This is a genomic window from Bradyrhizobium sp. P3_C3 (genome assembly GCF_056402655.1).
The window spans coordinates 213,021-235,343 of sequence record NZ_JBFUGY010000004.1 but is presented as its reverse complement, the minus strand read 5'-3'; the positions used below and the strand labels follow the sequence as shown (position 1 = coordinate 235,343).

Below are 22,323 nucleotides of genomic sequence, written 5' to 3'. Positions count from 1 at the left end.
TTTTTGGCACATGCACCAGTATCAGGACCTGCTCGAGCGGATTCTTTCAGACGGCGCCGAGAAGACCGACCGGACCGGCACCGGCACGCTGTCGGTGTTCGGCCATCAGATGCGCTTCAACCTGTCCGCCGGCTTCCCGATGCTGACCACCAAGCGGCTGCCGCTGAAGGCGATCGTGCATGAGCTGTTGTGGTTCCTGAAGGGCGACACCAACATCAAATATCTGCGCGACAACGGCGTCACCATCTGGGACGAGTGGGCCGATGCCAATGGCGATCTCGGGCCGGTCTACGGCCATCAATGGCGTTCCTGGCCCACGGCCGACGGGCGCAGCATCGACCAGATCGCCAATGTCATCGACATGATCAAGCGCACCCCGGATTCTCGCCGGCTGATCGTCACCGCCTGGAATCCCGCCGACGTCGAGAAGATGGCGCTGCCGCCCTGCCACCTGCTGTTCCAGTTCTATGTCGCCAACGGCAAATTGTCCTGCCAGCTCTATCAGCGCTCGGCCGATGTCTTCCTCGGCGTGCCCTTCAACATCGCGTCCTATGCGCTGCTCACGATGATGGTCGCGCAGGTCACGGGGTTGAAGCCCGGCGACTTCGTGCACTCGCTCGGCGATACCCATCTCTATTCCAATCACCTGGAGCAGGCGAAGCTCCAGCTCACGCGCGCGCCGCGGACGCTGCCAGTGATGCGGATCAATCCCGATGTGAAGGACATCTTCTCCTTCCGCTACGAGGATTTCGAGCTCGTCGGCTACGATCCGCATCCGCACATCAAGGCGGAAGTCGCGGTCTAACGCAGATGTCGTTGACCATCCGCCGCGTGCGCGCCGGTGAAGCCGGGCTGGTTCTTGCTCTCATCCGCGAGCTTGCCGAATACGAAAAGCTTTCGCACGAAGTCGAGGCGACCGAGGCGATGATTGCGGAAGCGCTGTTCGGCGAGCGTCCGCAGCTCTATTGCGCGATTGCCGAGTGGAACGGCGAGCCCGTCGGCTTTGCGGTCTGGTTCGTCAATTTCTCCACTTTCAGCGGCCGTCACGGCATCTATCTCGAAGATCTCTATGTGCGGCCGTCGCATCGGGGCAAGGGCCTCGGCAAGGCGCTGCTGGTCTATCTCGCCAGGGAGTGCGTCGACAACGGCTGGTCGCGGCTGCAATGGGCGGTGCTCGACTGGAACGCGCCGTCGATCGCGTTCTACAAATCGCTCGGCGCCGTCATGATGGACGATTGGACGCTGTGCCGCGTTACCGGCCCTGCGCTGACACGGCTTGCAGGGGGCGCGTCCTGATGGAGATCGTCTTCGTCGTAGCGATCGCGGAGAACGGCGTCATCGGCGCCGGCAACGGGTTCCCGTGGCGATTGAAATCCGACATGGCGCGCTTCAAGGCGCTCACGATCGGCAAGCCAGTGATCATGGGCCGCAAGACCTTCGAAACCCTGCGCCGGCCGCTTCCTGGCCGTACAAACATCGTCATCACGCGCGATGCGGATTATCGCGCCAATGGCTCCATCGTCACGACATCGGCTGCCGATGCGGGCGCGGTTGCGCTTGGCGATGCCCTGCGGCGTTCGGTCGCCGAGATCGCGGTGATCGGTGGCGCCGAGATCTATCGGCAATGGCTCGATCGCGCCGATCGCCTCGAAATCACCGAAGTGCATGCGCGCCCCGAAGGCGACACGCATTTCGACATCGACAAGGCAGAGTGGGATGAGGTTGAGCGCATCCGGCATCCTGCCGGACCCGACGACAGCGCCGACTACTCCTATGTGACATATCGTCGGCGGGCGGGCAATTAACCGCATTCGTCAATGTTTACATTGACTTTTTCGTGCCCGAGCATAGCTCGAAGGACAGCCCGGGCCGCGTTGTAAGGGACTTGCCTGTCCCCTATAAAGCCGGACCGGACAAAGCGGGCGGGGGCGATTTTCACCCTGCCGAGGAGAGCGTCGAATGCCGTGGAAGAATCAGGGCGGTGGCCCATGGGGCTCGGGTCCGAAGGGACCATGGGGCAACGGCCCGCAACCGGTCGGGCCAAGGCCGCCGGATCTGGAAGACCTTCTGCGGCGCGGCCAGGACCGCCTCCAGCAGATCATGCCGGGCGGCTATTTCTCCGGCATCGGCATCACGCTGATCGTCCTGCTCATCATCGCGTTCTGGCTGCTGTCGGGCTTCTTCCGGGTGCAATCCGAAGAGCTCGGCGTCGTGCTGCGCTTCGGCAAGCATGTCCGCACCGTGCAGCCGGGTCTGAACTATCATCTGCCCTATCCGATCGAAACCGTGCTGCTGCCGAAGGCGTTGCGCGTCAACACGATCTCCATCGGCATGACGCTGATCGACGATCCGGCGCGACGCGGCCGCTCCATTCGTGACGTGCCGGAAGAGAGCCTGATGCTGACTGGCGACGAGAATATCGTCGACGTCGACTTCACCGTGCTCTGGCGCATCAAGCCGGACGGCGTCGGCGACTTCCTCTTCAACATCCAGAATCCCGAAGGCACCGTGAAGGCGGTCTCCGAGAGCGCGATGCGCGAGGTGATCGGCCGCTCGCAGATCCAGCCGATCCTGACCGGGGCGCGCAACGTTACCGAACAGGGCGTGCAGGAGTTGATCCAGAGGACCCTGGACAGCTACGGCGCCGGTATTCTCATCAGCCAGGTGCAGATGCAGAAGGTCGACCCGCCGGCGCAGGTGATCGACGCGTTCCGCGACGTCCAGGCGGCGCGCGCCAATCTCGAGCAGTTGCAGAACGAGGCGCAGACCTACGCCAACCAGGTCGTGCCGCAGGCACGCGGACGTGCGGCGCAGATCACGCAGGCCGCCGAAGGCTACAGGGAGCAGACGGTCGCCGAGGCCAAGGGCCAGAGCTCGCGCTTCCTGAAGGTTTACGAGGAATACAAGAAGGCGCCCGACGTGACGCGTGAACGGATCTATCTGGAGACGATGGAGCGCGTGCTCGGCGGCGCCGACAAGCTCGTCTATGACGGCGGCCCCTCGGGCCAGGGCGTTGTGCCCTATCTGCCGCTCAGTGAGTTGACGACCAAGCGGCCGCCTACCACCGGTCAGCAGTCGAGCGGAGGCAACCGATGAGGTCTCCGGTCACAGGTATCGTCACGCTGCTCGCCCTCCTGCTCGTCGTGATCGTCGGCTACATGTCGCTGTTCACGGTGCAACAGACCGAGCAGACCATCGTGCTGCAGTTCGGCCGTCCCGTCGACGTCGTCACCGCGCCCGGCCTGCACTTCAAGGCGCCGTGGAATTCGGTGATCAACATCGACAAGCGGATACTCGATCTGGAGAACCCGTCGCAGGAAGCGATCGCGTCCGACCAGAAGCGGCTCGTGGTCGACGCCTTCGCGCGTTACCGCATCAAGGACGCGCTGCGCTTCTACCAGAGCGTCGGCTCGATCCAGGCTGCCAACATCCAGCTCACCACGCTCCTGAACGCGGCGCTGCGCCGCGTGCTCGGCGAGGTCACCTTCATCAACGTGGTGCGCGACGACCGCGAGAAGCTGATGCAGCGCATCCGCGACCAGCTCGATCGCGAGGCCGACGGCTACGGTATCCAGGTCGTCGACGTCCGGATCCGCCGCGCCGACCTGCCGGAGCAGAACAGCCAGGCGGTCTACCAGCGCATGAAGACCGAGCGCGAGCGCGAAGCCGCCGAGTTCCGTGCGCAGGGCGGCCAGAAGGCACAGGAGATCCGCTCCAAGGCCGACCGCGAGGCGACCGTGATCGAGGCGGAAGCCAAATCGCAGGCCGAGCAGATCCGCGGCGTCGGCGACGCCGAGCGCAACCGCCTGTTCGCGGAAGCCTACGGCAAGGACGCCGACTTCTTCGCCTTCTACCGGTCGATGACAGCCTATGAGAACGGGCTGCGCGCGAACGACACCCGCTTCCTGCTGCGGCCGGACTCGGATTTCTTCCGGTTCTTTGGTAACCCGTCCGGCAAGACGGCGACCGAGACGCCGGCGAAGCCGTGAGCTAGACAGAGGGCGGCAGTTCTGCCGCCCTTCGTCCAGACAAGAACAGCACAACGGGAGGTTCCATTCCGATGAGGTCCATTGCGTTCGCCGACTTCCTCATCGGCTTAGGCATCCTGTTCGTGCTGGAAGGCTTGATGTTCGCGGCAAGTCCCAACTGGATGCGCAAGGCCATGAAAAGCGCGATCGCCACGCCGGACAATATCCTGCGGGCGGTTGGGATCGGTTCGGCCGTGGCCGGCCTGGTCTTGATCTGGGTTATGCGCCGTCCGATTTAGGCGTCACGCCAACGCCAAAGTGAAGGCGAGAGACTGGTTTTCGCCGTATTATCCGGGTCTTGAGGCCCGTTAAGCTCCGCGCTTGCGCCGTCCCCCCGTTCGAGCGCAGTCTTGGAGGCGAATCCTTGGCGCCTGATCCTTTTCTCTGGAGATACCAATGACCGCTGCCACCATTGCCCCGACCCGCTTGCGCTTAGGGCTGGCCGCGCTCGCCGTCAGTGCATTCAGCGCGTTCGGCACGCCGGCCCTTGCCCGTGGCCCGGACGGGATCGCCGACGTCGCCGAGAAGGTGATCGACGCGGTCGTCAACATCTCGACCTCGCAGACCGTCGAAGCCAAGGGCGGCGGCGGCGGCAGCAACACCATGCCGCAACTGCCGCCCGGCTCGCCCTTCGAGGAGTTCTTCGACGACTTCTTCAAGAACCGCCGCGGCCCCGGCGGCGGCAGCAAGGGCGGCGAGCGCGGTGACAACCCGCCCCGCAAGACCAACTCGCTCGGCTCCGGCTTCATCATCGACACCGCTGGCGTCGTCGTCACCAACAACCACGTCATCGCGGACGCCGACGAGATCAACGTCATCCTCAACGACGGCACCAAGATCAAGGCCGACCTGGTTGGCGTTGACAAGAAGACCGACCTCGCCGTGCTGAAGATCAAGCCGCCGAAGCCGCTGGTGGCCGTAAAGTTCGGCGACTCCGACAAGCTGCGCCTCGGCGACTGGGTGATCGCGATCGGCAATCCGTTCAGCCTCGGCGGCACGGTGACGGCCGGTATCGTCTCGGCCAAGAACCGCGACATCTCCTCGGGGCCGTATGACAGCTATATCCAGACCGACGCCTCCATCAACCGTGGCAATTCCGGTGGTCCGCTGTTCAACCTCGATGGCGACGTCATCGGCGTCAACACGCTGATCATCTCGCCCTCCGGCGGCTCGATCGGCATCGGCTTTGCCGTGCCCTCGAAGACGGTTGTCGCCGTGGTCGACCAGCTCCGCCAGTTCGGCGAACTGCGCCGCGGCTGGCTCGGCGTGCGCATCCAGAGCGTCACCGATGAGATCGCCGAGAGCCTCAACATCAAGCCCGCGCGCGGCGCGCTGGTCGCCGGCGTCGATGACAAGGGCCCGGCCAAGCCCGCCGGCATCGAGCCCGGCGACGTCGTCGTCAAGTTCGACGGCAAGGACGTCAAGGATCCCAAGGATCTCTCCCGCGTCGTCGCCGACACGGCGGTCGGCAAGGAAGTCGATGTCGTCATCATCCGCAAGGGCCAGGAGGAGACCAAGAAGGTCACGCTCGGCCGTCTCCAGGATCCCGACAAGGTGCAGGCCGCGGTCAAGACCGACGAGCCGGCGCCCGAGAAGCCGGTGACGCAGAAGGCGCTCGGTCTCGATCTTGCCGCGCTCAGCAAGGATTTGCGCACGCGCTACAAGATCAAGGACAGCGTCAAGGKCGTGGTCGTCACCAATGTCGACGCCAATTCGGACGCTGCCGAGAAGCGCCTCTCCGCCGGTGACGTCATCGTCGAGGTTGCGCAGGAGGCCGTCTCCAGCGGCGCCGACATCCAGAAGCGGGTCGACCAGCTCAAGAAGGACGGCAAGAAGTCCGTGCTGCTGCTCGTCTCCAACGCCGACGGCGAGCTGAGGTTTGTGGCGCTGAGCGTGCAGTAGTCGCGGTTCAATCCAGTAGGGTGGGCAAAGCGAAGTGTGCCCACCCTCTCTCCACCATCGCGACAAGAGTGGTGGGCACGGCGCAAGTGCGCCTTTGCCCACCCWACGGCCGCCGGGCGTGCCGCAAGTGCTGACGACGGGAGAGGCTAAGCCTCCACGAACTCGTCCCGCCGATACCCCTGCGCGTAGAGCAGCGCGGTGAGATCGCCATGGTCGATCCGCGCGGCGGCCGCAGCCGCGACCGCTGGCTTGGCGTGATACGCCACGCCCAGTCCCGCCGCCTGGATCATCGCGAGATCGTTGGCGCCGTCGCCGACCACGACGGAGTCGATGTCGTCGAGATCGAACGACTCCATCAGATCCACCAGCGTCGCAAGCTTTGCCGCGCGGCCCAAAATCGGCTCCTTGACCTCGCCGGTGAACTTGCCGTCGCGGACGACGAGCTCGTTGGCTCGGTTCTCCTGGAAGCCGATCTTGGCGGCGACCGCGCGCGTGAACAGCGTGAAGCCGCCGGAGACGAGACAGGTATAGGCGCCATGGGCGCGCATGGTCGCGACCAGTTCGCGGCCGCCCGGCGTCAGCGTGATGCGCTTGGCCAGCACCTCGTCGACCACGCTGGCGGGAAGGTCCTTCAGCAGCGCGACGCGCTCGCGCAGCGCCGGCTCGAACTCGATCTCGCCGCGCATCGCGCGTTCCGTGATGGCGGCCACGTGGGCCTTCATTCCGACGAGATCAGCGAGCTCGTCGATGCATTCCTGGCCGATCATGGTGGAATCCATGTCGGCGAGAAAAAGCTTCTTGCGCCGGAAGCCGACTGGCTGCACCACGATGTCGATGGGAAGGTCGCCGCGAAGCTCGCGCAACCGCTGTTCGATGGCGTGACGGTCGCCTTGGAGGTTATCCTGCGCGCCGAAGGGAATGTCGACCGCAACCCCGTCGAACAGCCAGTGCGCAGGTTGCGCCTGGGGCAGCACGGCGCGGGCGCCGTCGACGATGGTGCTGTCGAGCGCGGGATTGTCGGGATTGCAGATCAGCGTGGCGACGAGGGACATTTGAGGTTTTCGTGAGCGAGGGACAAGTCAGCAGAAGACATGTTGGCAAGGCCGTGCTTATCGCAGGCCCGACCGCCAGCGGCAAGTCGGCGCTGGCGCTCGAGCTTGCCCTGAGTACGGGCGGAATCGTCATCAATGCCGATTCCATGCAGGTCTATCGTGACCTCCGCATCATCACCGCGCGCCCCACACATGGCGAGGAAGGACGCGCGCCGCACCGTCTCTACGGCCACGTCGATGCGGCCGTGAATTTCTCGGCCGGCGCATGGGTGGTCGACGCGACGAAGGCGCTGGAAGAGGCGAAAGCCGAAGGCCGCCTGCCGATCTTCATCGGCGGCACGGGCCTTTATTTCAAGGCGCTGACGGCGGGCCTCTCCGTGGTGCCGCCTATTCCCGCCGAAATACGTGAGGACGTGCGCGCGCGGCTGGAGCGGAACGGCGTCGAGGCGCTGCATGAGGAACTTGCACGCCGTGATCCGCGCGCCGCCGAACGATTGAACCTGCGCGACCGCACCCGGATCGCGCGCGCTCTCGAAGTGGTCGAAGCGACGGGCCGTTCGCTGCTCGACTGGCACCATGAAGGCCAGCCGCCGCTGCTGCCCAAGGACAGTTTTCGCGCGGTGTTTCTCGCCCCCGAGCGCGACGAGCTCTATGCCCGCATCGATGCCCGTTTCGATGCCATGCTCGGTGCCGGCGCGTTGAGGGAGGTGGAGTGGCTCGCCGCCAGACATCTCGATCCGCTGCTGCCGGCGATGAAAGCCCATGGCGTGCCGGCCCTGATCCGGCATCTGCGCGGTGAGATCGGCCTGGACGATGCCGCCACGATCGGTCGTGCCGACACCCGCCACTACGCCAAGCGGCAATTCACCTGGTTCCGGCACCAACTGCCCGAGTTCGAATGGGTGAAGCCGGAGGAGGCGAGGGGGTGGCTTGCCGCCATCGTGAATGCGGCCCGAGACCCCGGCTGACGCGCTTTTGTACCCGGGTTCCCGAATTTACCTCTCGCCGAACCCTGGGAACACCGCTACATTGCCAAAATCGCGCGGGAACGGTCGCATTGCCTTGACATCCGGGCTTTGACCGTTATGTTTCGCGCAACCTTTGGGAAGCTGGGCACCTGCCATGCGTAACATTATTACCAAACTCCTTATCGCCGTCGTACCCAGGCACACCGCCGGGGGTGGCTAGCTGCCATCCACAAGACAGGCGGTGTGCATGGGCCCTCTTCGGGGCCTTTTTTATTTCCCGAACCCGACACGAACGAAGCCGCTGACAACAGCGCATCCGGAGCAAGACAATGAGCGACAAGAGCCACGATCCGAACAAGATGACCGGCGCCGCGATGATCGTTCGCGCGCTCATCGATCATGGCGTGACCGACATTTTCGGCTATCCCGGTGGCGCCGTGCTTCCGATCTATGACGAGATCTTCCAGCAGAGCGAGGTCCAGCACATCCTGGTCCGCCACGAGCAGGGCGCGGGCCACGCCGCCGAGGGCTATGCGCGCTCGACCGGCAAGCCGGGCGTTGCGCTGGTGACCTCCGGACCCGGCGCCACCAACATGGTGACGCCGCTGACCGACGCGCTGATGGACTCGATCCCGCTGGTCTGCATCTCCGGCCAGGTGCCGACGCATCTGATCGGCAACGACGCGTTCCAGGAGTGCGACACCGTCGGCATCACGCGGCCCTGCACCAAGCACAATTGGCTGGTGCGCGACGTCAACGATCTCGCCAAGGTGCTGCACGAGGCCTTCTATGTCGCGACCTCCGGCCGTCCCGGCCCGGTGCTCGTCGACGTGCCCAAGGACGTGCAGTTCGCGACCGGCACCTATCATCCGCCGCGCAAGTCGGACGTGCACCGCTCCTACGCGCCGCGCGTGAAGGGCGACGCGACGCAGATCCGCAAGGCCGTGTCGCTGCTCGCCAACGCCAAGCGCCCTGTGATCTACAGCGGTGGCGGCGTGATCAATTCCGGCCCCGAGGCGACCAAGCTCCTGCGCGAACTGGTCGAGGTCACCGGCTTCCCGATCACCTCCACGCTGATGGGCCTGGGTGCCTATCCGGCGTCGGGCAAGAACTGGCTCGGCATGCTCGGCATGCACGGCACCTATGAAGCCAACATGACCATGCATGATTGCGACGTCATGCTGTGCGTCGGCGCGCGCTTCGACGACCGCATCACCGGCCGCGTCGACGCGTTCTCGCCCGGCTCGAAGAAGATCCACATCGACATCGATCCGTCCTCGATCAACAAGAACATCCGTGTCGACGTGCCGATCATCGGCGACTGCGGCAACATCCTCGGCGACATCCTCCAGGTGTTCAAGGCGGAAGCGAAGAAGCCCGACATCAAGGCCTGGTGGCAGCAGATCGCGCAGTGGCGCGCCCGCAACTCGCTCTATTACAAGAAGAGCAACGACGTGATCCTGCCGCAACACGCGATCCAGAGCCTGTTCGAGGCGACGCGCGGCAAGGACACTTACATCACGACGGAAGTCGGCCAGCACCAGATGTGGGCGGCGCAGTTCTTCGGCTTCGAGGAGCCGCATCGCTGGATGACGTCGGGCGGTCTCGGCACCATGGGCTACGGCCTGCCGGCCGCGGTCGGCGTGCAGGTTGCCCATCCGGACAGCCTCGTCATCGACATCGCGGGCGATGCCTCGGTGCAGATGACGATGCAGGAGATGTCGACGGCGGTTCAGTACGAATTGCCGATCAAGATCTTCATCCTGAACAACCAGTACATGGGCATGGTGCGGCAATGGCAGCAGCTGCTGCACGGCAACCGGCTGTCGCATTCCTATTCGGAGGCGTTGCCGGATTTCGTCAAGCTCGCGGAAGCCTATGGCGGCGTCGGCATCCAGGTGCACAAGCCCTCCGATCTCGATGGCGCCATCCAGGAGATGATCTCGGTCAAGCGTCCGGTGCTGTTCGACTGCCGCGTCGCGGCGCTCGAAAACTGCTTCCCGATGATCCCCTCCGGCAAGGCGCACAACGAGATGCTGTTGCCCGAGCAGGCCAACGACGAAGCCACGGCAAAGGCGTTCGCCGGCGGCAAGGCGCTGGTGTGACGTCATGTTCGACCTGACGGAGCTCGAGCGCGCACATGCGATCGTGGGGCAGGCGGTGCCGGCGACGCCGGCACGCGGCTGGCCGCTGCTCGCCGAGCGCCTCGGGACGCAGGTCATCGTCAAGCACGAGAACCACACGCCGATCGGCGCCTTCAAAGTGCGCGGCGGTCTCGTCTATCTCGAACGACTGAAGCGCGAGCGGCCGAACACACCCGGCATCATCTCGGCGACGCGCGGCAATCACGGCCAGAGCCTGGCCTTTGCCGCGAGCCGCCACGGCGTGCCGGCCGTGATCTACGTGCCGCGCGGCAACTCGGTCGAGAAGAACCGGGCGATGAAGGCGTTTGGCGCCGAGCTCGTCGAGCATGGCGAGGACTTTCAGGCGGCCGCCGAAGAGGCGCAGCGGCGCGCCCAATTTACCGGCCTGCACATGGTGCCGTCGTTCCATCCGGATCTCGTGCTCGGCGTCGCCACCTATGCGCTCGAATTGTTCCGGACGGCGCCGGATCTCGATGTTCTCTATGTGCCGATCGGGCAGGGCTCTGGAATCTCCGGCTGCATCATGGCACGCGACCTCCTGGGCCTGAAGACGGAGATCGTCGGCGTGCAGTCGACCGAAGCGCCGTCCTACGCGCTCTCGTTTGCGGCCGGCAAGGTCGTGACGACGAAGACCAGCAACACGCTGGCCGACGGCATGGCAACGCGCATTCCCGACGCGGACGCGTTCGCGCTGATCCGCAAGGGGGCCGTGCGCATCGTGCAGGTTTCCGACGACGAGGTCGCCGCCGCGATCCGCGCCTACTGGACCGACACGCACAATCTCGCCGAAGGCGCCGGCGCAGCCGCGCTCGCTGCGGCGCTTCAGGAAAAGAACAAGCTGTCAGGCAAGCGCGTCGGTCTCGTGCTGTCCGGCGGCAATATCGATTTCGATCTGTTCCGCAGTTGGGTCGGGGCAGAGGCGCCAGCGATGGCGTGACGGAGAGACAAGAGGGGACGACCATGAACCAGCCGGCATCCGCCTATTTCATCGAGGACCGCCACGATCCCAACGAGACGCATACGCTCTCGGTGCTCGTGCAGAACGAGCCGGGCGTGCTTGCGCGCGTTATCGGGCTGTTCTCCGGGCGCGGCTACAACATCGAGAGTCTCACCGTCTCGGAGACCGAGAGCCAGAAGCATCTGTCGCGAATCACCATCGTCACCACGGGAACGCCGATGGTGATCGAGCAGATCAAGCACCAGCTTGACCGCATGATCCCGGTCTATCGCGTCGTCGATATGACCCTGACCAAGCGCTCGATCGAGCGCGAGCTTGCGATGGTGAAGGTGCGCGGGCAGGGCGAGCATCGTGTCGAGGCGCTGCGGCTGGCGGATGCGTTCCGCGCTCGCGTGATCGACGCCACCACCGAGAGCTTTGTGTTCGAGATCACAGGCAATACGGACAAGATCAACCAGTTTATCGACCTGATGCGCMCGCTCGGCCTTGTCGAGGTGTCGCGCACCGGCGTTGCCGCGATTGGCCGCGGGCCTGAGGGGATGTGAGCCATGCTGGCGCGCGACTGGTACTATAACGAGCGCAACCGGATGGGGATCGAGCCCGCAGTGGCCTCGATCTACGACGCCCATGACGATGCCGATCTGCGGGCGCGCGCCGCGCTGAAAATGCTCGGGGTGCAGCGCGGCTGGCGCATCGCGGATATCGGCTGTGGCAACGGCGTGCTCGCGACCGAAGCGGCGCTGATGGGTGCCGAGGTGGACGCCATCGATATCTCGCCGGCGATGCTGGCGCTCGCCGAGATCTACGCCCGCGACCGTAAGGCGCCCGTGCGCATACAGTCCGCCGGCTTGCTCAGCTTCGCCTACCGCCCGGAATCCTACGATCTGATCGTCAGCGAGTTCACGCTGCACCATCTGCCGGATTTCTGGAAGGCGGTGGCGATGTCGCGGATCTACCGTGCACTGAAGCCGGGCGCGAGCTTCTATCTGCGCGACATCGTCTACGCCTCGATGCCCGACGCCATCGAGCGCGACGTCGAGCAATGGGCCGACTTCCATATCAAGAACCACGATTTTTCGCGCGAAAGCGTCGTCACGCACATGCGCGACGAATATTCCACCTTCGGCTGGGTGATGGAACGGATGCTGATCGATGTCGGCTTCACGCTGGTCTCGGTCGACTACCACGCGCCCATGCACGGCACTTATCTGCTGCGGAAACCGAAAGCCGGCGAGCAAGGCTAGAACAGAACAACAAACAGGGCTGCACGACAAAGCAGAACCGAGAAAAACAATGAAGCCGGCCGATATCCTCATCGCCATTCTGGTGGCGGTCATCTGGGGGCTTGCCTTCGTGGCGAGCCGGATCGCGCTCGACGAACTTTCGCCGGAGCTGATGACGGCGATGCGCTTCACCATTGCCGCGGTGCCATGCCTGTTCATTCCCAAGCCGAAGATCGCCTGGTCGCTGCTGATCGCGATCAGCTTCACGCTGTTCCTCGGCCAGTTCCTGAGCCAGGCCTATGGCATCGCCCACGGTGTGCCGGTGGGGCTCACCAGCGTCGTCGTGCAGAGCCAGGCGCTGTTCACCATCGGCTTTGCCGCGATCGCATTCGGCGAGCGGCCGACGCCGGTGCAGACGCTTGGCATCGTCGTCGCCGCAGTCGGCCTGCTCTTGATCTGCGGTACCGTCGGTTACGATTTCAGCATTGGTGCCTTCGCGGTGCTGATGATCGCCCCGATTTGCTTTGCCGTCGGCAATCTCCTGCTGCGCGGCGCCCGTGGCGCGCCGATGTTCGACCTGTTCGCCTGGCTCTGCCTCACCGCCGCCGTGCCGCTGTTCGCGCTGGCGCTGGTCGTCAACGGGCCGGCGCCAACCTTCCAGTCGCTGATCCATATGTCGCCGACTGGCCTCGTCTGCCTGCTGGCGATCGGCGCCATCTCGACCAGCATCGCCTATTGGCTGTGGGGCCGGCTGCTGCGTGACTATCCAGCCGCGCAAGTGGTGCCGTTCGCGCTGCTGGTGCCGTTCGTCGGCTCGGCTGCTTCCAGCATCGTGTTTGGCGAGAAGTTCGGCCCGTTGCGGCTGGCCGGGATGCTGACGGTCATCGGCGGCATCGCGGTGATGGTGCTGGCGAGGCGCCCGCAGCCGCTGCCGAAGACCGCGTGAGGTGAGCATGTCCCAGTCGCTGCTCTATGCCTTCATCATCTTCGCCCTCGTGATGTTCTTCACGCCGGGGCCGAACAACATCATGCTGCTGTCGTCGGGACTGACTTACGGCTTCCGCCGCACCATCCCGCATATCGCCGGCATCACGATCGGCTTCGCCTTCATGGTCGGCGCCGTCGGCCTCGGGCTCGGCACGGTGTTTCTGGCCTATCCGATCCTCCAGACCATCCTGAAATATGCCGGCGCCGCCTACTTGATTTACCTCGCCGCGGTGATCGCCTTCTCGGGGCCGGCCAAGCCGGGCGAGGAGGACGGCCGTGGCCCGATGACCTTCTGGGGCGCGGCGATGTTCCAGTGGATCAACGCCAAGGGCTGGGTGATCGTGATCGGCACCATCACCGCCTATGCGGCGATCGCCCAATTCCCCCTGAACATCGCGATCCAGACCCTGATCAGCCTGCTCGTCGGCACGGTCTCGACGGTGGTCTGGGCCTTGTTCGGCACTGCACTACGACCGGTACTGACCTCGGAGCGGCTGGTCCGCGCCTTCAATATCGTGATGGCGCTCCTGCTGCTCGCCTCCCTCTACCCCGTTTTCATGGATGCATGATGTCGCGGATTTCCATGCAGAAACGGGTTTCCCTAGGGGCTGAAAATGCTCTAGACAGCCCCCGAAATCCGCAAATTTCACCCTTCGGACACTGACCTTTGGCCGATTCTGGCCCTGAACGAGGAAACGACTATGCGTGTTTATTACGATCGCGACGCCGACCTGAACCTGATCAAGGGCAAGAAGGTCGCCATCGTCGGCTATGGCAGCCAGGGCCACGCCCATGCGCTCAACCTCAAGGACTCCGGCGTCAAGGAAGTCGCCATTGCGCTGCGCAAGGACTCGGGCTCGGTCAAGAAGGCGGAAGCCGCCGGCTTCAAGGTGATGGAAGTCGCCGAAGCCGCCAAATGGGCCGACCTCGTCATGATGCTGACCCCGGACGAGCTCCAGGGCGACATTTATCGCGAGCACCTGCACGACAACATGAAGAAGGGCGCCGCCCTCGTGTTCGCGCACGGCCTCAACGTCCACTTCAACCTGCTCGACCCGCGCGCCGACCTCGACGTGCTCATGATCGCACCGAAGGGCCCCGGCCACACCGTGCGTTCGGAATATCAGCGCGGCGGCGGCGTGCCCTGCCTGATCGCGATCGCCAAGGACGTCTCGGGCAACGCCCATGACCTCGGCCTCTCCTACGCCTCCGCCGTCGGCGGCGGTCGTGCCGGCATCATCGAGACCACCTTCAAGGAAGAGTGCGAGACCGACCTGTTCGGCGAGCAGGTCGTGCTCTGCGGCGGCCTGGTCGAGCTGATCAAGGCCGGCTACGAGACCCTGGTCGAAGCCGGTTACGCCCCGGAGATGGCCTATTTCGAGTGCCTGCACGAAGTGAAGCTGATCGTCGACCTGATCTATGAAGGCGGCATCGCCAACATGAACTACTCGATCTCCAACACCGCGGAGTACGGCGAGTATGTCACCGGTCCGCGCATCGTCACCGCGGAGACCAAGGCCGAGATGAAGCGCGTTCTCGCCGACATCCAGGGCGGCAAGTTCGCCCGCGACTGGATGCTCGAGAACAAGGTCAACCAGACCTCGTTCAAGGCGACCCGCGCCAAGCTCGCCGCGCACCCGATCGAGGAAGTCGGCGCGAAACTCCGCGACATGATGCCCTGGATCAAGAAGGGCGCGCTGGTCGACAAGAGCAAGAACTGACGGCTGCGCCGTCATTCCGGGTTCGCGACTTCATCGCGCCCCGAAATGACGAGCGAAACACAAGCTTCGCTCGCCAAACCAAATTTTAAACCTTCTCGACTACATCGGAGCGAGATCGCGAACGGCGGTCTCGCTCCTTTCATCTCGCGCGAAGCATTGCCGCTTCATTCAAATTCTTCGCGAGCTGACATGCCCTCTGAGCGCGAAGAACTGACGCTTAAACCACATTCTTGGTCTCGCGTCGTTTTCATAACTTCTCCAGAAGCCCGCAATCGCCAAAAGCCCAGCGTCTTCAAGATCGAGGATTCGGATCTTCACCTGCATCCTCAGGGCGCAATCAATCTCATGTCGCGAAGTTCGCGCGCCGCTTCATCTTAAGAATCGACACCCGCGACGTCCCTTTGAGCGTTGGGTGGCATTGCGCTGACACATCCTTCTCTCCATGATCGCGGGAACTTGAGGGGGAGGGGTCTATGCGATCTGTCGTCGTCACCGGCGCGTCCACCGGCATCGGCTGGGCCATTGCGAAATTTCTGATCGGGCGCGGCTACCGCGTCTTCGGCAGCGTCCGCAAGCAGGCCGACGCCGACCGGCTCAGGGGGGAGTTCGGCGCGAACTTCACGCCGCTCCTGTTCGACGTTACCGACGAGGCCGCCGTGCTCGCCGCTGCGCGCCAGGTTCGCGAGGCGCTGGCTGGCGACACGCTGGCGGGGCTCGTCAACAATGCCGGCATTGCGGTCGCGGGGCCGGTCCTGGAATTGTCGGTCGACGATTTCCGCCGCCAGATGGACATCAACGTCATCGGCCCGGTCATCGCGACGCAAGCCTTTGGGCCGCTGCTCGGCGCGGACCCATCGCTGAAGGGGCCGAAGGGGCGGATCGTGATGATCAGCTCGGTCGCCGGCAAGAACGGCAATCCGCTGTCGGCGCCTTACTGCACCTCCAAGCACGCCATCGAAGGCCTGTCGGAGAGCCTGCGGCGTGAGCTGATGCTGTTCGGGATCGACGTCATCATCGTCGCCCCGGGCGCAGTGAAGACGCCGATCTGGAGCAAGGCCGAAGAGATCGATCTCTCCGTCTATCAGAACTCGCCCTATCTGCCGGCGCTGAACAAGGTCATGGCGTTCATGATGGACCTCGGTGCGAAGGGTCTGCCGGCCGAGCGGATCGCCGAAATCGTGTTCGAGGCGCTGACCGCCGCGAGCCCCAAGGTGCGTTACCAGATCACACCGGACCCGCTGCGCCATCTGATCGGCGCATTGTTGCCGAAACGGACGGTCGATCGCATCATCGCCAAGCGCCTCGGGTTCCTGCCGCAGGGCTGATCGACGTTCAGCTCGCTTCGGCCGTCCGTCGGCGGGGGTGGGCGGCCATCGCGATCAGCCGCAGCGCCATCACGGCGAGCAGCGGAATGAGGAAGGCGGCATAGAGCGGCATCGCCGGCACGCGCTTGCCGAACGACACCATGAACTGGAACCAGAGGTAATAGCCGCCCACGAGGTGCAGCACGCGCCAGGCCTGCGGTCCGAGCAGCGCGGCGGTGCGGTCGAACGAGGTCGCGCTCATGGCGATGATGAACGCATAGCCGATGCCGCCGAAGATGTAGGAGGCGGCCGAGGTGGCCTTCACAAAGCCGGCCGGGTCCATTTTGGCGAAGGCAACGATCGCGCCTGCGTGGATGGCGTGGGAGGCCGCAAAGCTCAGGCCCAGATAGCGACGGTTGCGGCGCTGCCAGCGGGTCCAGGCGTTAGGCCACAGCCGTGCGAGCGCCGCAGCACTGAAGGCAAGGCAGAACAGCAGCAGCGAGCTTCGCGCCGTGAAACGGATCACCATCCGTACGCCCTCGACCTCGAACTGCCGCATCGACGCGATCCACAGGCTGAGCGCGATCAGGCTCAGGGTGAGCACGGCGAGCAGCCGCCAGCCCTCGAACCAGCTTTGGCGTTGTGACATGGCGATCTCCTCCCTTATGTAATCATCGATTACATTTCGGGCGGGCGAGATCGTCAACGGTGTAATCGATGCTTACATTCACGTTCGGGTGATGCTAGGAAGCTCCATGCCCGCCCGACAGCCGTCCAAGCCGCGCGTCCGCCGCCAAACGCCAGAAGCCCGGCCCTATCATCACGGCGACCTTCGCCGCGTGCTGATCGATGCCGCTCTGCAATTGGCTGCGGAGGGTGCCGAAGTCTCGGTGCGCGAGGCCGCACGCCGGGCCGCGGTTTCGCCGGGGGCGCCGTTCCGGCACTTCCCCAACCGCGACGCGCTGATGGCGGCGGTGGCCGGGGAGGCGCAGCGGCGCTTTCGTGCCGAGATCGAGGTGGCGCTGGACCAGGCGCCGGCCACCGACCCGCTCGGCCGCTTCCGCGCCTTCGGGCTCGCCTACCTGCGCTGGGCGATGCGCAACCCCGCGCATTTCGAGATCATCTCCACGGGGCGCTACTTCGCCCATGGCAGCTCCGCGGAGCTGACGCGCGACAATGCCGAACTGATCGCTCTGACCGAACGGATGCTGGCAGACGCGGCGGAGCAGGGCCTGCTGCGGTCGGCCGACCTCAAGCGAATCCAGATCGCCGGCCGCGCCCTGGTCTACGGCTTTGCCCGGATGAATCTCGACGGCCACTTTCCGCGCTGGGGGGTCGAGGAGGGCGAGACCGAGCGGATGGCCGAAGGCGTGATCGACCTCTTTATCGCGGGGATCGCGAAGTCGAGCCGCGGCTCCTGAACTGACTGACCCTCACGGCGACGAGGCGCGTAGCGCCGTCTCGAACCATGCAGGCCCACTCGGGCCTCGCCCTTCGAGACGCCTGCTTCGCAGGCTCCTCAGGGTGAGGGGATGGAGTTGGCCGTGCGGCTGTTCGCCGCCTGCTAACATTAAGCGCAGGTCGGACCGCGACACGCGTTGCTTGTCCGTGACCATTCAATTACAGTTTTATGACACGGTGCAGGCTTCCGGCTGCGCCGAACGCCGCAGGCCGGCCCGACGGCTGGGTATTCATCGCGCCGGACCAGAAGTTGCGTGCCGTCGATGGCGTCCGCGCCGAATCCAGGTCCTTCTGCCACCACCGCCGTGCTGGCGAGCGTTGCTGCGCTCGGCATCTGGCGCCTGCTTGCGGTTGCCGCGCCGCATCTTGCCGCCCTCGCGCTCATGTACGAGACCGAGACCGATTTGGGTTCGCGGCTTTCGTTCGTGCTCGCCTGGGGCATCCTCAATTTCTTCTGGATCACGCTCTTGCGGCGGCCGGCATTGTCGGGCGCGCTGTCGCTGACCATGGTCGTCGTGCTGGTGCTGCTGTCGCGGCTCAAGCACGACGTCGTGCAGATGACGGTCAACTTCATCGACCTGATGATGATCGACCGCGACACCGTGGCGTTCCTGTTCACGATCTTCCCGAACCTGCGCTGGTCGGTGATTGGGACCGGCCTCGTCACGCTGCCGCTGATGTATGCGCTGTGGTGGCTCGATCCGTTTCGCATCCGCCGCCTGCCGGCGCTCGCCTCTATGCTTGCCTGCCTTTCTGTGCTGGTCGGTTATTCGCTCTATCATCCTGATGAAGCCTGGCGCGGCTATTACGACGACGGCTATCTCTCGAAATTCTTCCGCTCCGGCGTCAGCGCGGTTTCCGACTTCGCGCAATACGGCTTCATGGAGTCGGCGGCATCGACCAACGAGCGGCTCAACATGCCGCTGGTGGATGCCTGCCACCCCGCGGGTCGCCGGCCGAACATCATCATGGTCCATGATGAATCGAGCTTCGACATCCGCGCCGCCCAGGGCATCAAGGTGCCGCCGCGCTATGGCGATCATTTCAAATCCTTTGACGGCAAGCAGCGCACGTTCCTGGCCGAAAGCAATGGCGGGCCGAGCTGGTTCACCGAATACAACGTGCTCGCTGGCCTCTCCTCGCGCTCGTTCGGCCGCTTCGCCTATTTCGTGACGCGCATCGCCTCGAACCGCGTCGAGCGCGGCCTGCCGCTGGCGCTGCGCCGCTGCGGCTATGACACGCTATCGCTCTATCCCGCCTATGGCGGCTTCATGGGCGCACGCAGCTTTCAGGTGACGACCGGCGTCGAACGCTTCCTCGACTCGAAGGATCTCGGCGCCAAGGACGTCGAGCCGGACTCCTTCTTCTACGACAAGGCGCTCCAGCTGATGGGCCAGCAGCCGCCGAACAAGCCGCTGTTCACCTTCATCTATCTCGGCGCCAATCATTTCCCCTGGGAGACGCGCTTCCGCCCCGACCTGCTGCCGAACTGGCGCGCGCCGGGCAATAATGTGGCGTCCATCGACGAATATCTGCGCCGGCAGGCGATGAGCGCCGAGCAGTACAGAGCGTTTGTGGCGGGGCTGAAGAAAAATTTTCCCGGCGAGCCCTTCCTGATCGTGCGCTACGGCGATCACCAGCCTGAGTTTGCGCCGAACCTCCTCGAGCCCGGGCTCGACGAGGGCGCGCTCGGCAAGAAGCTCGACGCTTACGACCCGCGTCTCTACGCGACCTATTACGCGATCGACGCTATCAATTTCGAGCCGGTGAAGAGCGAGGCCGTGATGGACACGGTCGACGGCCCCTATCTCCCGCTGGTGATTCAGGAAGCCGCCGGTATTCCGCTCGATCCCTCCTTTGCCGAGCAGAAGCAGATCATGCTCCGCTGCAAAGGCATCTTCTACGGCTGCAAGGACGGCGCCGAGGCGCGGCGGCTCAACCGGCTGCTGATCAATGCCGGGATCATCCGGGGGCTGTAGCGTTGATCGCTACGCAGACCCAGATCGTAGGGTGGGCAAAGCGAAGCGTGCCCACCATCCCGTTGCTCGTGTTGAGAGACGGTGGGCACGGCGCTTACGCGCCTTTGCCCACCCTACGAAATCCGGGCCTACCGCTTGCCCACCTTCTCCCAAAGCCACTTCGCCACCGTATCCGGCGATGAATTCGCGTCGTTGCCGCTGGCGCGCAAATTGGCCTCGCGCATTGTCGCGATGTCGATCTTGCCGAGCAGCGGCTTGAGCGCGGCCTGTAGTCGCTCATCGCCGGCGCGCTTCGGCGCCAGCAGCAGGATCGCGTCGTAGGGCGGGATCGCGTGCCTGGGATCGTCCAGCACGACCAGATCGTATTTCGCGATCAGTCCGTCGCTGGTGTAGCCGGCGATCACGTCGACCTCGCCGCTGGCGACGGCCGCATACATGAAATCCGGCTGCATCTGGCGCTGGGCGCGGAACGAGAGGGCATAGGATTTTTGCAGCGCTGCCCATTCGGGGCGCGAGAAGAATTCGTAGTCGCCGGCGATGGACAGCGCCGGTGCATGCGCGGCGAGATCGGCGATGGTGCGGATGCCGAGCGCTTCGGCGCGCTTCTTCGGCATCACCAGCGCATAGGCGTTCTCGAAGCCAAGCTCGCCGAGCAGGGTGATATGGTCCTTCGCGAGCGCTGTCTTGAGCTCCGCCAACAACTCCGCGCGCGGCTTGATGTCCGTGCGGTGCAGCTGGTTGGCCCACAACGTACCCGAATAATCGACATAGAGATCGATGTCGCCGGCCTTGAGCGCCTCGAAGATCACGCTGGAGCCGAGACCCGACCGTGCGGTCGCGGAGAGGCCGGCGGCCTGGAGGCGGTCCCTCAGCAGGGCCGACAGCACATATTGCTCGGCGAACGTCTTGGCGCCGACGACATAGCTCTGCGACGAGCGTCCCATCGTCGGCACCAGCGTTGCGAGGACCAGCGCCGCGATCCCGATGCCGCCGAGCGCGGCAGGCAGGCGGCTGCGGTGGCGCAAGCCGCTCTCGATCAGGCCGAGCAGCTGATCGACGGCGAGCGCGAGCAGGGCCGAGGCAAAGCAGCCGAACAGCACGAACACCCAGTTCTGGGTCTGAAGCCCGGCAAAAATGTAATTGCCGAGGCTGGTCTGCCCGATCGGCGTTGACAGGGTCGCGGTGCCGATCACCCACACCGCCGCGGTGCGGATGCCGGCCATCATCACCGGCAGCGCCAGCGGCAACTCGACCATGATGAGCGACTGCCGCGCGGTCATGCCGACGCCTTTGGCGGCTTCGATCAGCGCGGGATCGATGCCGTTGAGGCCCGTGATACCGTTGCGCAGCACCGGCAGCATCGAATAGAGCGCGAGCGCCAGCATCGCCGGCAGGAAGCCGAAAGCCGAGAAGGAGATTCCGAACCAGGCGAGTGTCAAGGACGCGACCAGCAGCAGCAGCGGATAGAACAGCGCGAGCAGTGCCAAGCCGGGCACCGTCTGCACGATGCTTGCGAGCGCGAGCAGGACGGCGCGCGGGGCCGGGCGGTTGCGCGTCAGGATCGCCAGCGGCAGGCTGACGGCGAGGCCAAGCGCGAGCGCGGCGAGGCTGACCCGAACATGGTTGCCGAGATAGTCGGGCAGATGCGACAGCGCCTCGCCCCAGCGCGGATCGGCGAACAGGCTCATGCCGCACCGCTCTGCGGCAGCAGTGCGTTCAGCCGCTCGACCTGGCGCCGCGGCGTGCGCAGCAGCTCCAGCACATAGGCGTCGCTGCTGTTCGAGAGTTCCGCGGGCGTGCCCTGCGCCAGCATTTGTCCGCCGCGCATCACCGCGATGCGGTCGGCGAGCAGGATCGCCTCCGTCATGTCATGGGTGATCATGACGGTGGTCAGGCCGAGCTTGCGATGCAGCTCGCGAAAATCCTCGCCGAGCGCATCGCGGGTGAGGGGATCGAGCGCGCCGAACGGCTCGTCCATCAGCACGATGCGGGGCCGCGCCGCGAGCGCCCGCGCCACCCCGACGCGCTGGCGCTGGCCGCCGGAGAGCGCCTCGGGCAGGCGATCGCGATGCGCGCGACGGTCGAGTTGCACGAGCTCGAGCAGCTCGTCGACCCGCGCGGTGATGTCCGCTGCCGGTGCGCCCAGCAGCATTGGCGTGATCCCGATATTGTCGGCGACGCTCAGATGCGGAAACAGCCCGCCGCTCTGGAAGACGTAGCCGATCCGGCGCCGCAGCGCGACCGGATCGACGGTTTGCACATCCTCGCCCTCGACCGTGATCGTGCCGGCATCGACCTCGATCAGCCGGTTGGCGAGCCGAAGCAGCGTGGTCTTGCCGGAGCCGGAGCCGCCGACGATGGCCAGAAATTCGCCCTCGGCGATGTCGAGCGACACATCGTCGACGGCCTTGAGTGAGCCGAAGTTCTTGCTGACGTGGGAATAGCTGATGGCAGGTTTGGAAGGCATTCGACGCGGCTCACTCTTCCTTACCCTCCCCTGGAGGGGGAGGGTCGCTCGCGCGAAGCGCGGGCGGGGTGGGGTGATCTCTCAACAGGGGCGGTGTTGGACGTGGAGAGACCGTCACCCCACCCCGAT

Annotated in this window: 22 protein-coding genes; 18 read left to right on the top strand and 4 right to left on the bottom strand. The window is 64.9% G+C overall.

The window, feature by feature from the left end:
• The first annotated feature begins 10 nt into the window (after positions 1 to 10).
• The 7 genes from AC1DW2_RS07260 to AC1DW2_RS07230 all read left to right on the top strand — a co-directional run bounded on the left by AC1DW2_RS07260 (position 11) and on the right by AC1DW2_RS07230 (position 5,930).
• The gene (locus AC1DW2_RS07260; RefSeq protein ID WP_208088129.1) at positions 11 to 805 is read left to right on the top strand and encodes a thymidylate synthase; all 795 of its coding nucleotides are present in this window, start codon (positions 11 to 13) and stop codon (positions 803 to 805) included.
• A 5-nt stretch (positions 806 to 810) separates the two neighbouring features.
• Positions 811 to 1,296: an N-acetyltransferase family protein gene (locus AC1DW2_RS07255; RefSeq protein WP_477005578.1), complete on the top strand. Its 486-nt coding sequence runs from the start codon at positions 811 to 813 to the stop codon at positions 1,294 to 1,296.
• A complete protein-coding gene (locus AC1DW2_RS07250; protein WP_477005577.1) occupies positions 1,296 to 1,805 on the top strand; it encodes a dihydrofolate reductase in 510 nt (169 codons plus the stop codon). Before AC1DW2_RS07255 ends, AC1DW2_RS07250 begins: the two co-directional genes overlap by 1 nt.
• Before the next feature lie 154 nt (positions 1,806 to 1,959).
• Complete coding sequence (gene hflK, locus AC1DW2_RS07245) at positions 1,960 to 3,096, top strand: FtsH protease activity modulator HflK (RefSeq protein WP_063981619.1); 1,137 nt, start codon at positions 1,960 to 1,962, stop codon at positions 3,094 to 3,096.
• Positions 3,093 to 3,989, top strand: a complete 897-nt coding sequence (gene hflC / locus AC1DW2_RS07240; RefSeq protein WP_063981620.1) for a protease modulator HflC — start codon at positions 3,093 to 3,095, stop codon at positions 3,987 to 3,989. Before hflK ends, hflC begins: the two co-directional genes overlap by 4 nt.
• 71 nt (positions 3,990 to 4,060) lie before the next feature.
• Positions 4,061 to 4,267, top strand: coding sequence for a DUF2065 domain-containing protein (locus tag AC1DW2_RS07235; protein ID WP_025038031.1), 207 nt, complete (start codon positions 4,061 to 4,063; stop codon positions 4,265 to 4,267).
• A gap of 157 nt (positions 4,268 to 4,424) precedes the next feature.
• On the top strand, positions 4,425 to 5,930 hold the full coding sequence (locus tag AC1DW2_RS07230) for a Do family serine endopeptidase (protein ID WP_477005576.1): 1,506 nt from the start codon (positions 4,425 to 4,427) through the stop codon (positions 5,928 to 5,930).
• Positions 5,931 to 6,076: 146 nt separating this feature from the next.
• On the opposite strand, the gene serB is transcribed toward AC1DW2_RS07230, so the two are convergent.
• Positions 6,077 to 6,982, bottom strand: coding sequence for a phosphoserine phosphatase SerB (gene serB / locus AC1DW2_RS07225; RefSeq protein WP_085399727.1), 906 nt, complete (start codon positions 6,980 to 6,982; stop codon positions 6,077 to 6,079).
• 11 nt (positions 6,983 to 6,993) lie between these two features.
• Here serB and miaA point away from each other — a divergent pair, with 11 nt between their 5' ends.
• The 9 genes from miaA to AC1DW2_RS07180 all read left to right on the top strand — a co-directional run bounded on the left by miaA (position 6,994) and on the right by AC1DW2_RS07180 (position 16,308).
• Positions 6,994 to 7,950: a tRNA (adenosine(37)-N6)-dimethylallyltransferase MiaA gene (gene miaA, locus AC1DW2_RS07220; RefSeq protein ID WP_477005575.1), complete on the top strand. Its 957-nt coding sequence runs from the start codon at positions 6,994 to 6,996 to the stop codon at positions 7,948 to 7,950.
• Between the two features lie 329 nt (positions 7,951 to 8,279).
• The gene (locus AC1DW2_RS07215; RefSeq protein WP_477005574.1) at positions 8,280 to 10,055 is read left to right on the top strand and encodes an acetolactate synthase 3 large subunit; all 1,776 of its coding nucleotides are present in this window, start codon (positions 8,280 to 8,282) and stop codon (positions 10,053 to 10,055) included.
• 4 nt (positions 10,056 to 10,059) lie between these two features.
• A complete protein-coding gene (locus tag AC1DW2_RS07210; RefSeq protein WP_477005573.1) occupies positions 10,060 to 11,031 on the top strand; it encodes a threonine dehydratase in 972 nt (323 codons plus the stop codon).
• Positions 11,032 to 11,054: 23 nt separating this feature from the next.
• Complete coding sequence (gene ilvN / locus AC1DW2_RS07205) at positions 11,055 to 11,597, top strand: acetolactate synthase small subunit (protein WP_477005572.1); 543 nt, start codon at positions 11,055 to 11,057, stop codon at positions 11,595 to 11,597.
• 3 nt (positions 11,598 to 11,600) lie between these two features.
• On the top strand, positions 11,601 to 12,296 hold the full coding sequence (locus AC1DW2_RS07200; RefSeq protein ID WP_477005571.1) for a class I SAM-dependent methyltransferase: 696 nt from the start codon (positions 11,601 to 11,603) through the stop codon (positions 12,294 to 12,296).
• A gap of 49 nt (positions 12,297 to 12,345) precedes the next feature.
• Positions 12,346 to 13,221, top strand: coding sequence for an EamA family transporter (locus AC1DW2_RS07195; protein WP_477005570.1), 876 nt, complete (start codon positions 12,346 to 12,348; stop codon positions 13,219 to 13,221).
• A gap of 7 nt (positions 13,222 to 13,228) precedes the next feature.
• The gene (locus tag AC1DW2_RS07190) at positions 13,229 to 13,831 is read left to right on the top strand and encodes a LysE family translocator (RefSeq protein WP_212096565.1); all 603 of its coding nucleotides are present in this window, start codon (positions 13,229 to 13,231) and stop codon (positions 13,829 to 13,831) included.
• A gap of 132 nt (positions 13,832 to 13,963) precedes the next feature.
• Positions 13,964 to 14,983, top strand: coding sequence for a ketol-acid reductoisomerase (gene ilvC, locus AC1DW2_RS07185; protein ID WP_477005569.1), 1,020 nt, complete (start codon positions 13,964 to 13,966; stop codon positions 14,981 to 14,983).
• Between the two features lie 473 nt (positions 14,984 to 15,456).
• A complete protein-coding gene (locus AC1DW2_RS07180) occupies positions 15,457 to 16,308 on the top strand; it encodes an SDR family oxidoreductase (protein WP_071910532.1) in 852 nt (283 codons plus the stop codon).
• Between the two features lie 7 nt (positions 16,309 to 16,315).
• Here the strand turns inward: AC1DW2_RS07180 and AC1DW2_RS07175 are convergent, their stop codons facing one another.
• On the bottom strand, positions 16,316 to 16,936 hold the full coding sequence (locus tag AC1DW2_RS07175; protein ID WP_477005568.1) for a hypothetical protein: 621 nt from the start codon (positions 16,934 to 16,936) through the stop codon (positions 16,316 to 16,318).
• Positions 16,937 to 17,042: 106 nt separating this feature from the next.
• On the opposite strand from AC1DW2_RS07175, the gene AC1DW2_RS07170 reads away from it, so the two are divergent.
• Positions 17,043 to 17,708: a TetR/AcrR family transcriptional regulator gene (locus AC1DW2_RS07170; protein WP_477005567.1), complete on the top strand. Its 666-nt coding sequence runs from the start codon at positions 17,043 to 17,045 to the stop codon at positions 17,706 to 17,708.
• 303 nt (positions 17,709 to 18,011) lie between these two features.
• Positions 18,012 to 19,727, top strand: a complete 1,716-nt coding sequence (locus tag AC1DW2_RS07165) for a sulfatase-like hydrolase/transferase (protein ID WP_477005566.1) — start codon at positions 18,012 to 18,014, stop codon at positions 19,725 to 19,727.
• A 128-nt stretch (positions 19,728 to 19,855) separates the two neighbouring features.
• On the opposite strand, the gene AC1DW2_RS07160 is transcribed toward AC1DW2_RS07165, so the two are convergent.
• The gene (locus AC1DW2_RS07160) at positions 19,856 to 21,415 is read right to left on the bottom strand and encodes a glycine betaine ABC transporter substrate-binding protein (RefSeq protein ID WP_477005565.1); all 1,560 of its coding nucleotides are present in this window, start codon (positions 21,413 to 21,415) and stop codon (positions 19,856 to 19,858) included.
• Positions 21,412 to 22,194 carry an ATP-binding cassette domain-containing protein gene (locus tag AC1DW2_RS07155; protein ID WP_477005564.1) on the bottom strand — a complete coding sequence of 261 codons (783 nt, stop codon included), beginning with the start codon at positions 22,192 to 22,194 and terminating at the stop codon, positions 21,412 to 21,414. Before AC1DW2_RS07155 ends, AC1DW2_RS07160 begins: the two co-directional genes overlap by 4 nt.
• Between the last annotated feature and the right edge of the window lie 129 nt (positions 22,195 to 22,323).

Coding starts and splice junctions, on each gene's coding strand:
- AC1DW2_RS07260 (WP_208088129.1), top strand. CDS start 11: ATGCACCAGTATCAGGACCTGCTCGAGCGGATTCTTTCAGACGGCGCC.
- AC1DW2_RS07255 (WP_477005578.1), top strand. CDS start 811: ATGTCGTTGACCATCCGCCGCGTGCGCGCCGGTGAAGCCGGGCTGGTT.
- AC1DW2_RS07250 (WP_477005577.1), top strand. CDS start 1,296: ATGGAGATCGTCTTCGTCGTAGCGATCGCGGAGAACGGCGTCATCGGC.
- hflK (WP_063981619.1), top strand. CDS start 1,960: ATGCCGTGGAAGAATCAGGGCGGTGGCCCATGGGGCTCGGGTCCGAAG.
- hflC (WP_063981620.1), top strand. CDS start 3,093: ATGAGGTCTCCGGTCACAGGTATCGTCACGCTGCTCGCCCTCCTGCTC.
- AC1DW2_RS07235 (WP_025038031.1), top strand. CDS start 4,061: ATGAGGTCCATTGCGTTCGCCGACTTCCTCATCGGCTTAGGCATCCTG.
- serB (WP_085399727.1), bottom strand. CDS start 6,982: ATGTCCCTCGTCGCCACGCTGATCTGCAATCCCGACAATCCCGCGCTC.
- AC1DW2_RS07215 (WP_477005574.1), top strand. CDS start 8,280: ATGAGCGACAAGAGCCACGATCCGAACAAGATGACCGGCGCCGCGATG.
- AC1DW2_RS07210 (WP_477005573.1), top strand. CDS start 10,060: ATGTTCGACCTGACGGAGCTCGAGCGCGCACATGCGATCGTGGGGCAG.
- AC1DW2_RS07200 (WP_477005571.1), top strand. CDS start 11,601: ATGCTGGCGCGCGACTGGTACTATAACGAGCGCAACCGGATGGGGATC.
- AC1DW2_RS07195 (WP_477005570.1), top strand. CDS start 12,346: ATGAAGCCGGCCGATATCCTCATCGCCATTCTGGTGGCGGTCATCTGG.
- AC1DW2_RS07190 (WP_212096565.1), top strand. CDS start 13,229: ATGTCCCAGTCGCTGCTCTATGCCTTCATCATCTTCGCCCTCGTGATG.
- ilvC (WP_477005569.1), top strand. CDS start 13,964: ATGCGTGTTTATTACGATCGCGACGCCGACCTGAACCTGATCAAGGGC.
- AC1DW2_RS07180 (WP_071910532.1), top strand. CDS start 15,457: ATGCGATCTGTCGTCGTCACCGGCGCGTCCACCGGCATCGGCTGGGCC.
- AC1DW2_RS07175 (WP_477005568.1), bottom strand. CDS start 16,936: ATGTCACAACGCCAAAGCTGGTTCGAGGGCTGGCGGCTGCTCGCCGTG.
- AC1DW2_RS07170 (WP_477005567.1), top strand. CDS start 17,043: ATGCCCGCCCGACAGCCGTCCAAGCCGCGCGTCCGCCGCCAAACGCCA.
- AC1DW2_RS07165 (WP_477005566.1), top strand. CDS start 18,012: ATGGCGTCCGCGCCGAATCCAGGTCCTTCTGCCACCACCGCCGTGCTG.
- AC1DW2_RS07160 (WP_477005565.1), bottom strand. CDS start 21,415: ATGAGCCTGTTCGCCGATCCGCGCTGGGGCGAGGCGCTGTCGCATCTG.
- AC1DW2_RS07155 (WP_477005564.1), bottom strand. CDS start 22,194: ATGCCTTCCAAACCTGCCATCAGCTATTCCCACGTCAGCAAGAACTTC.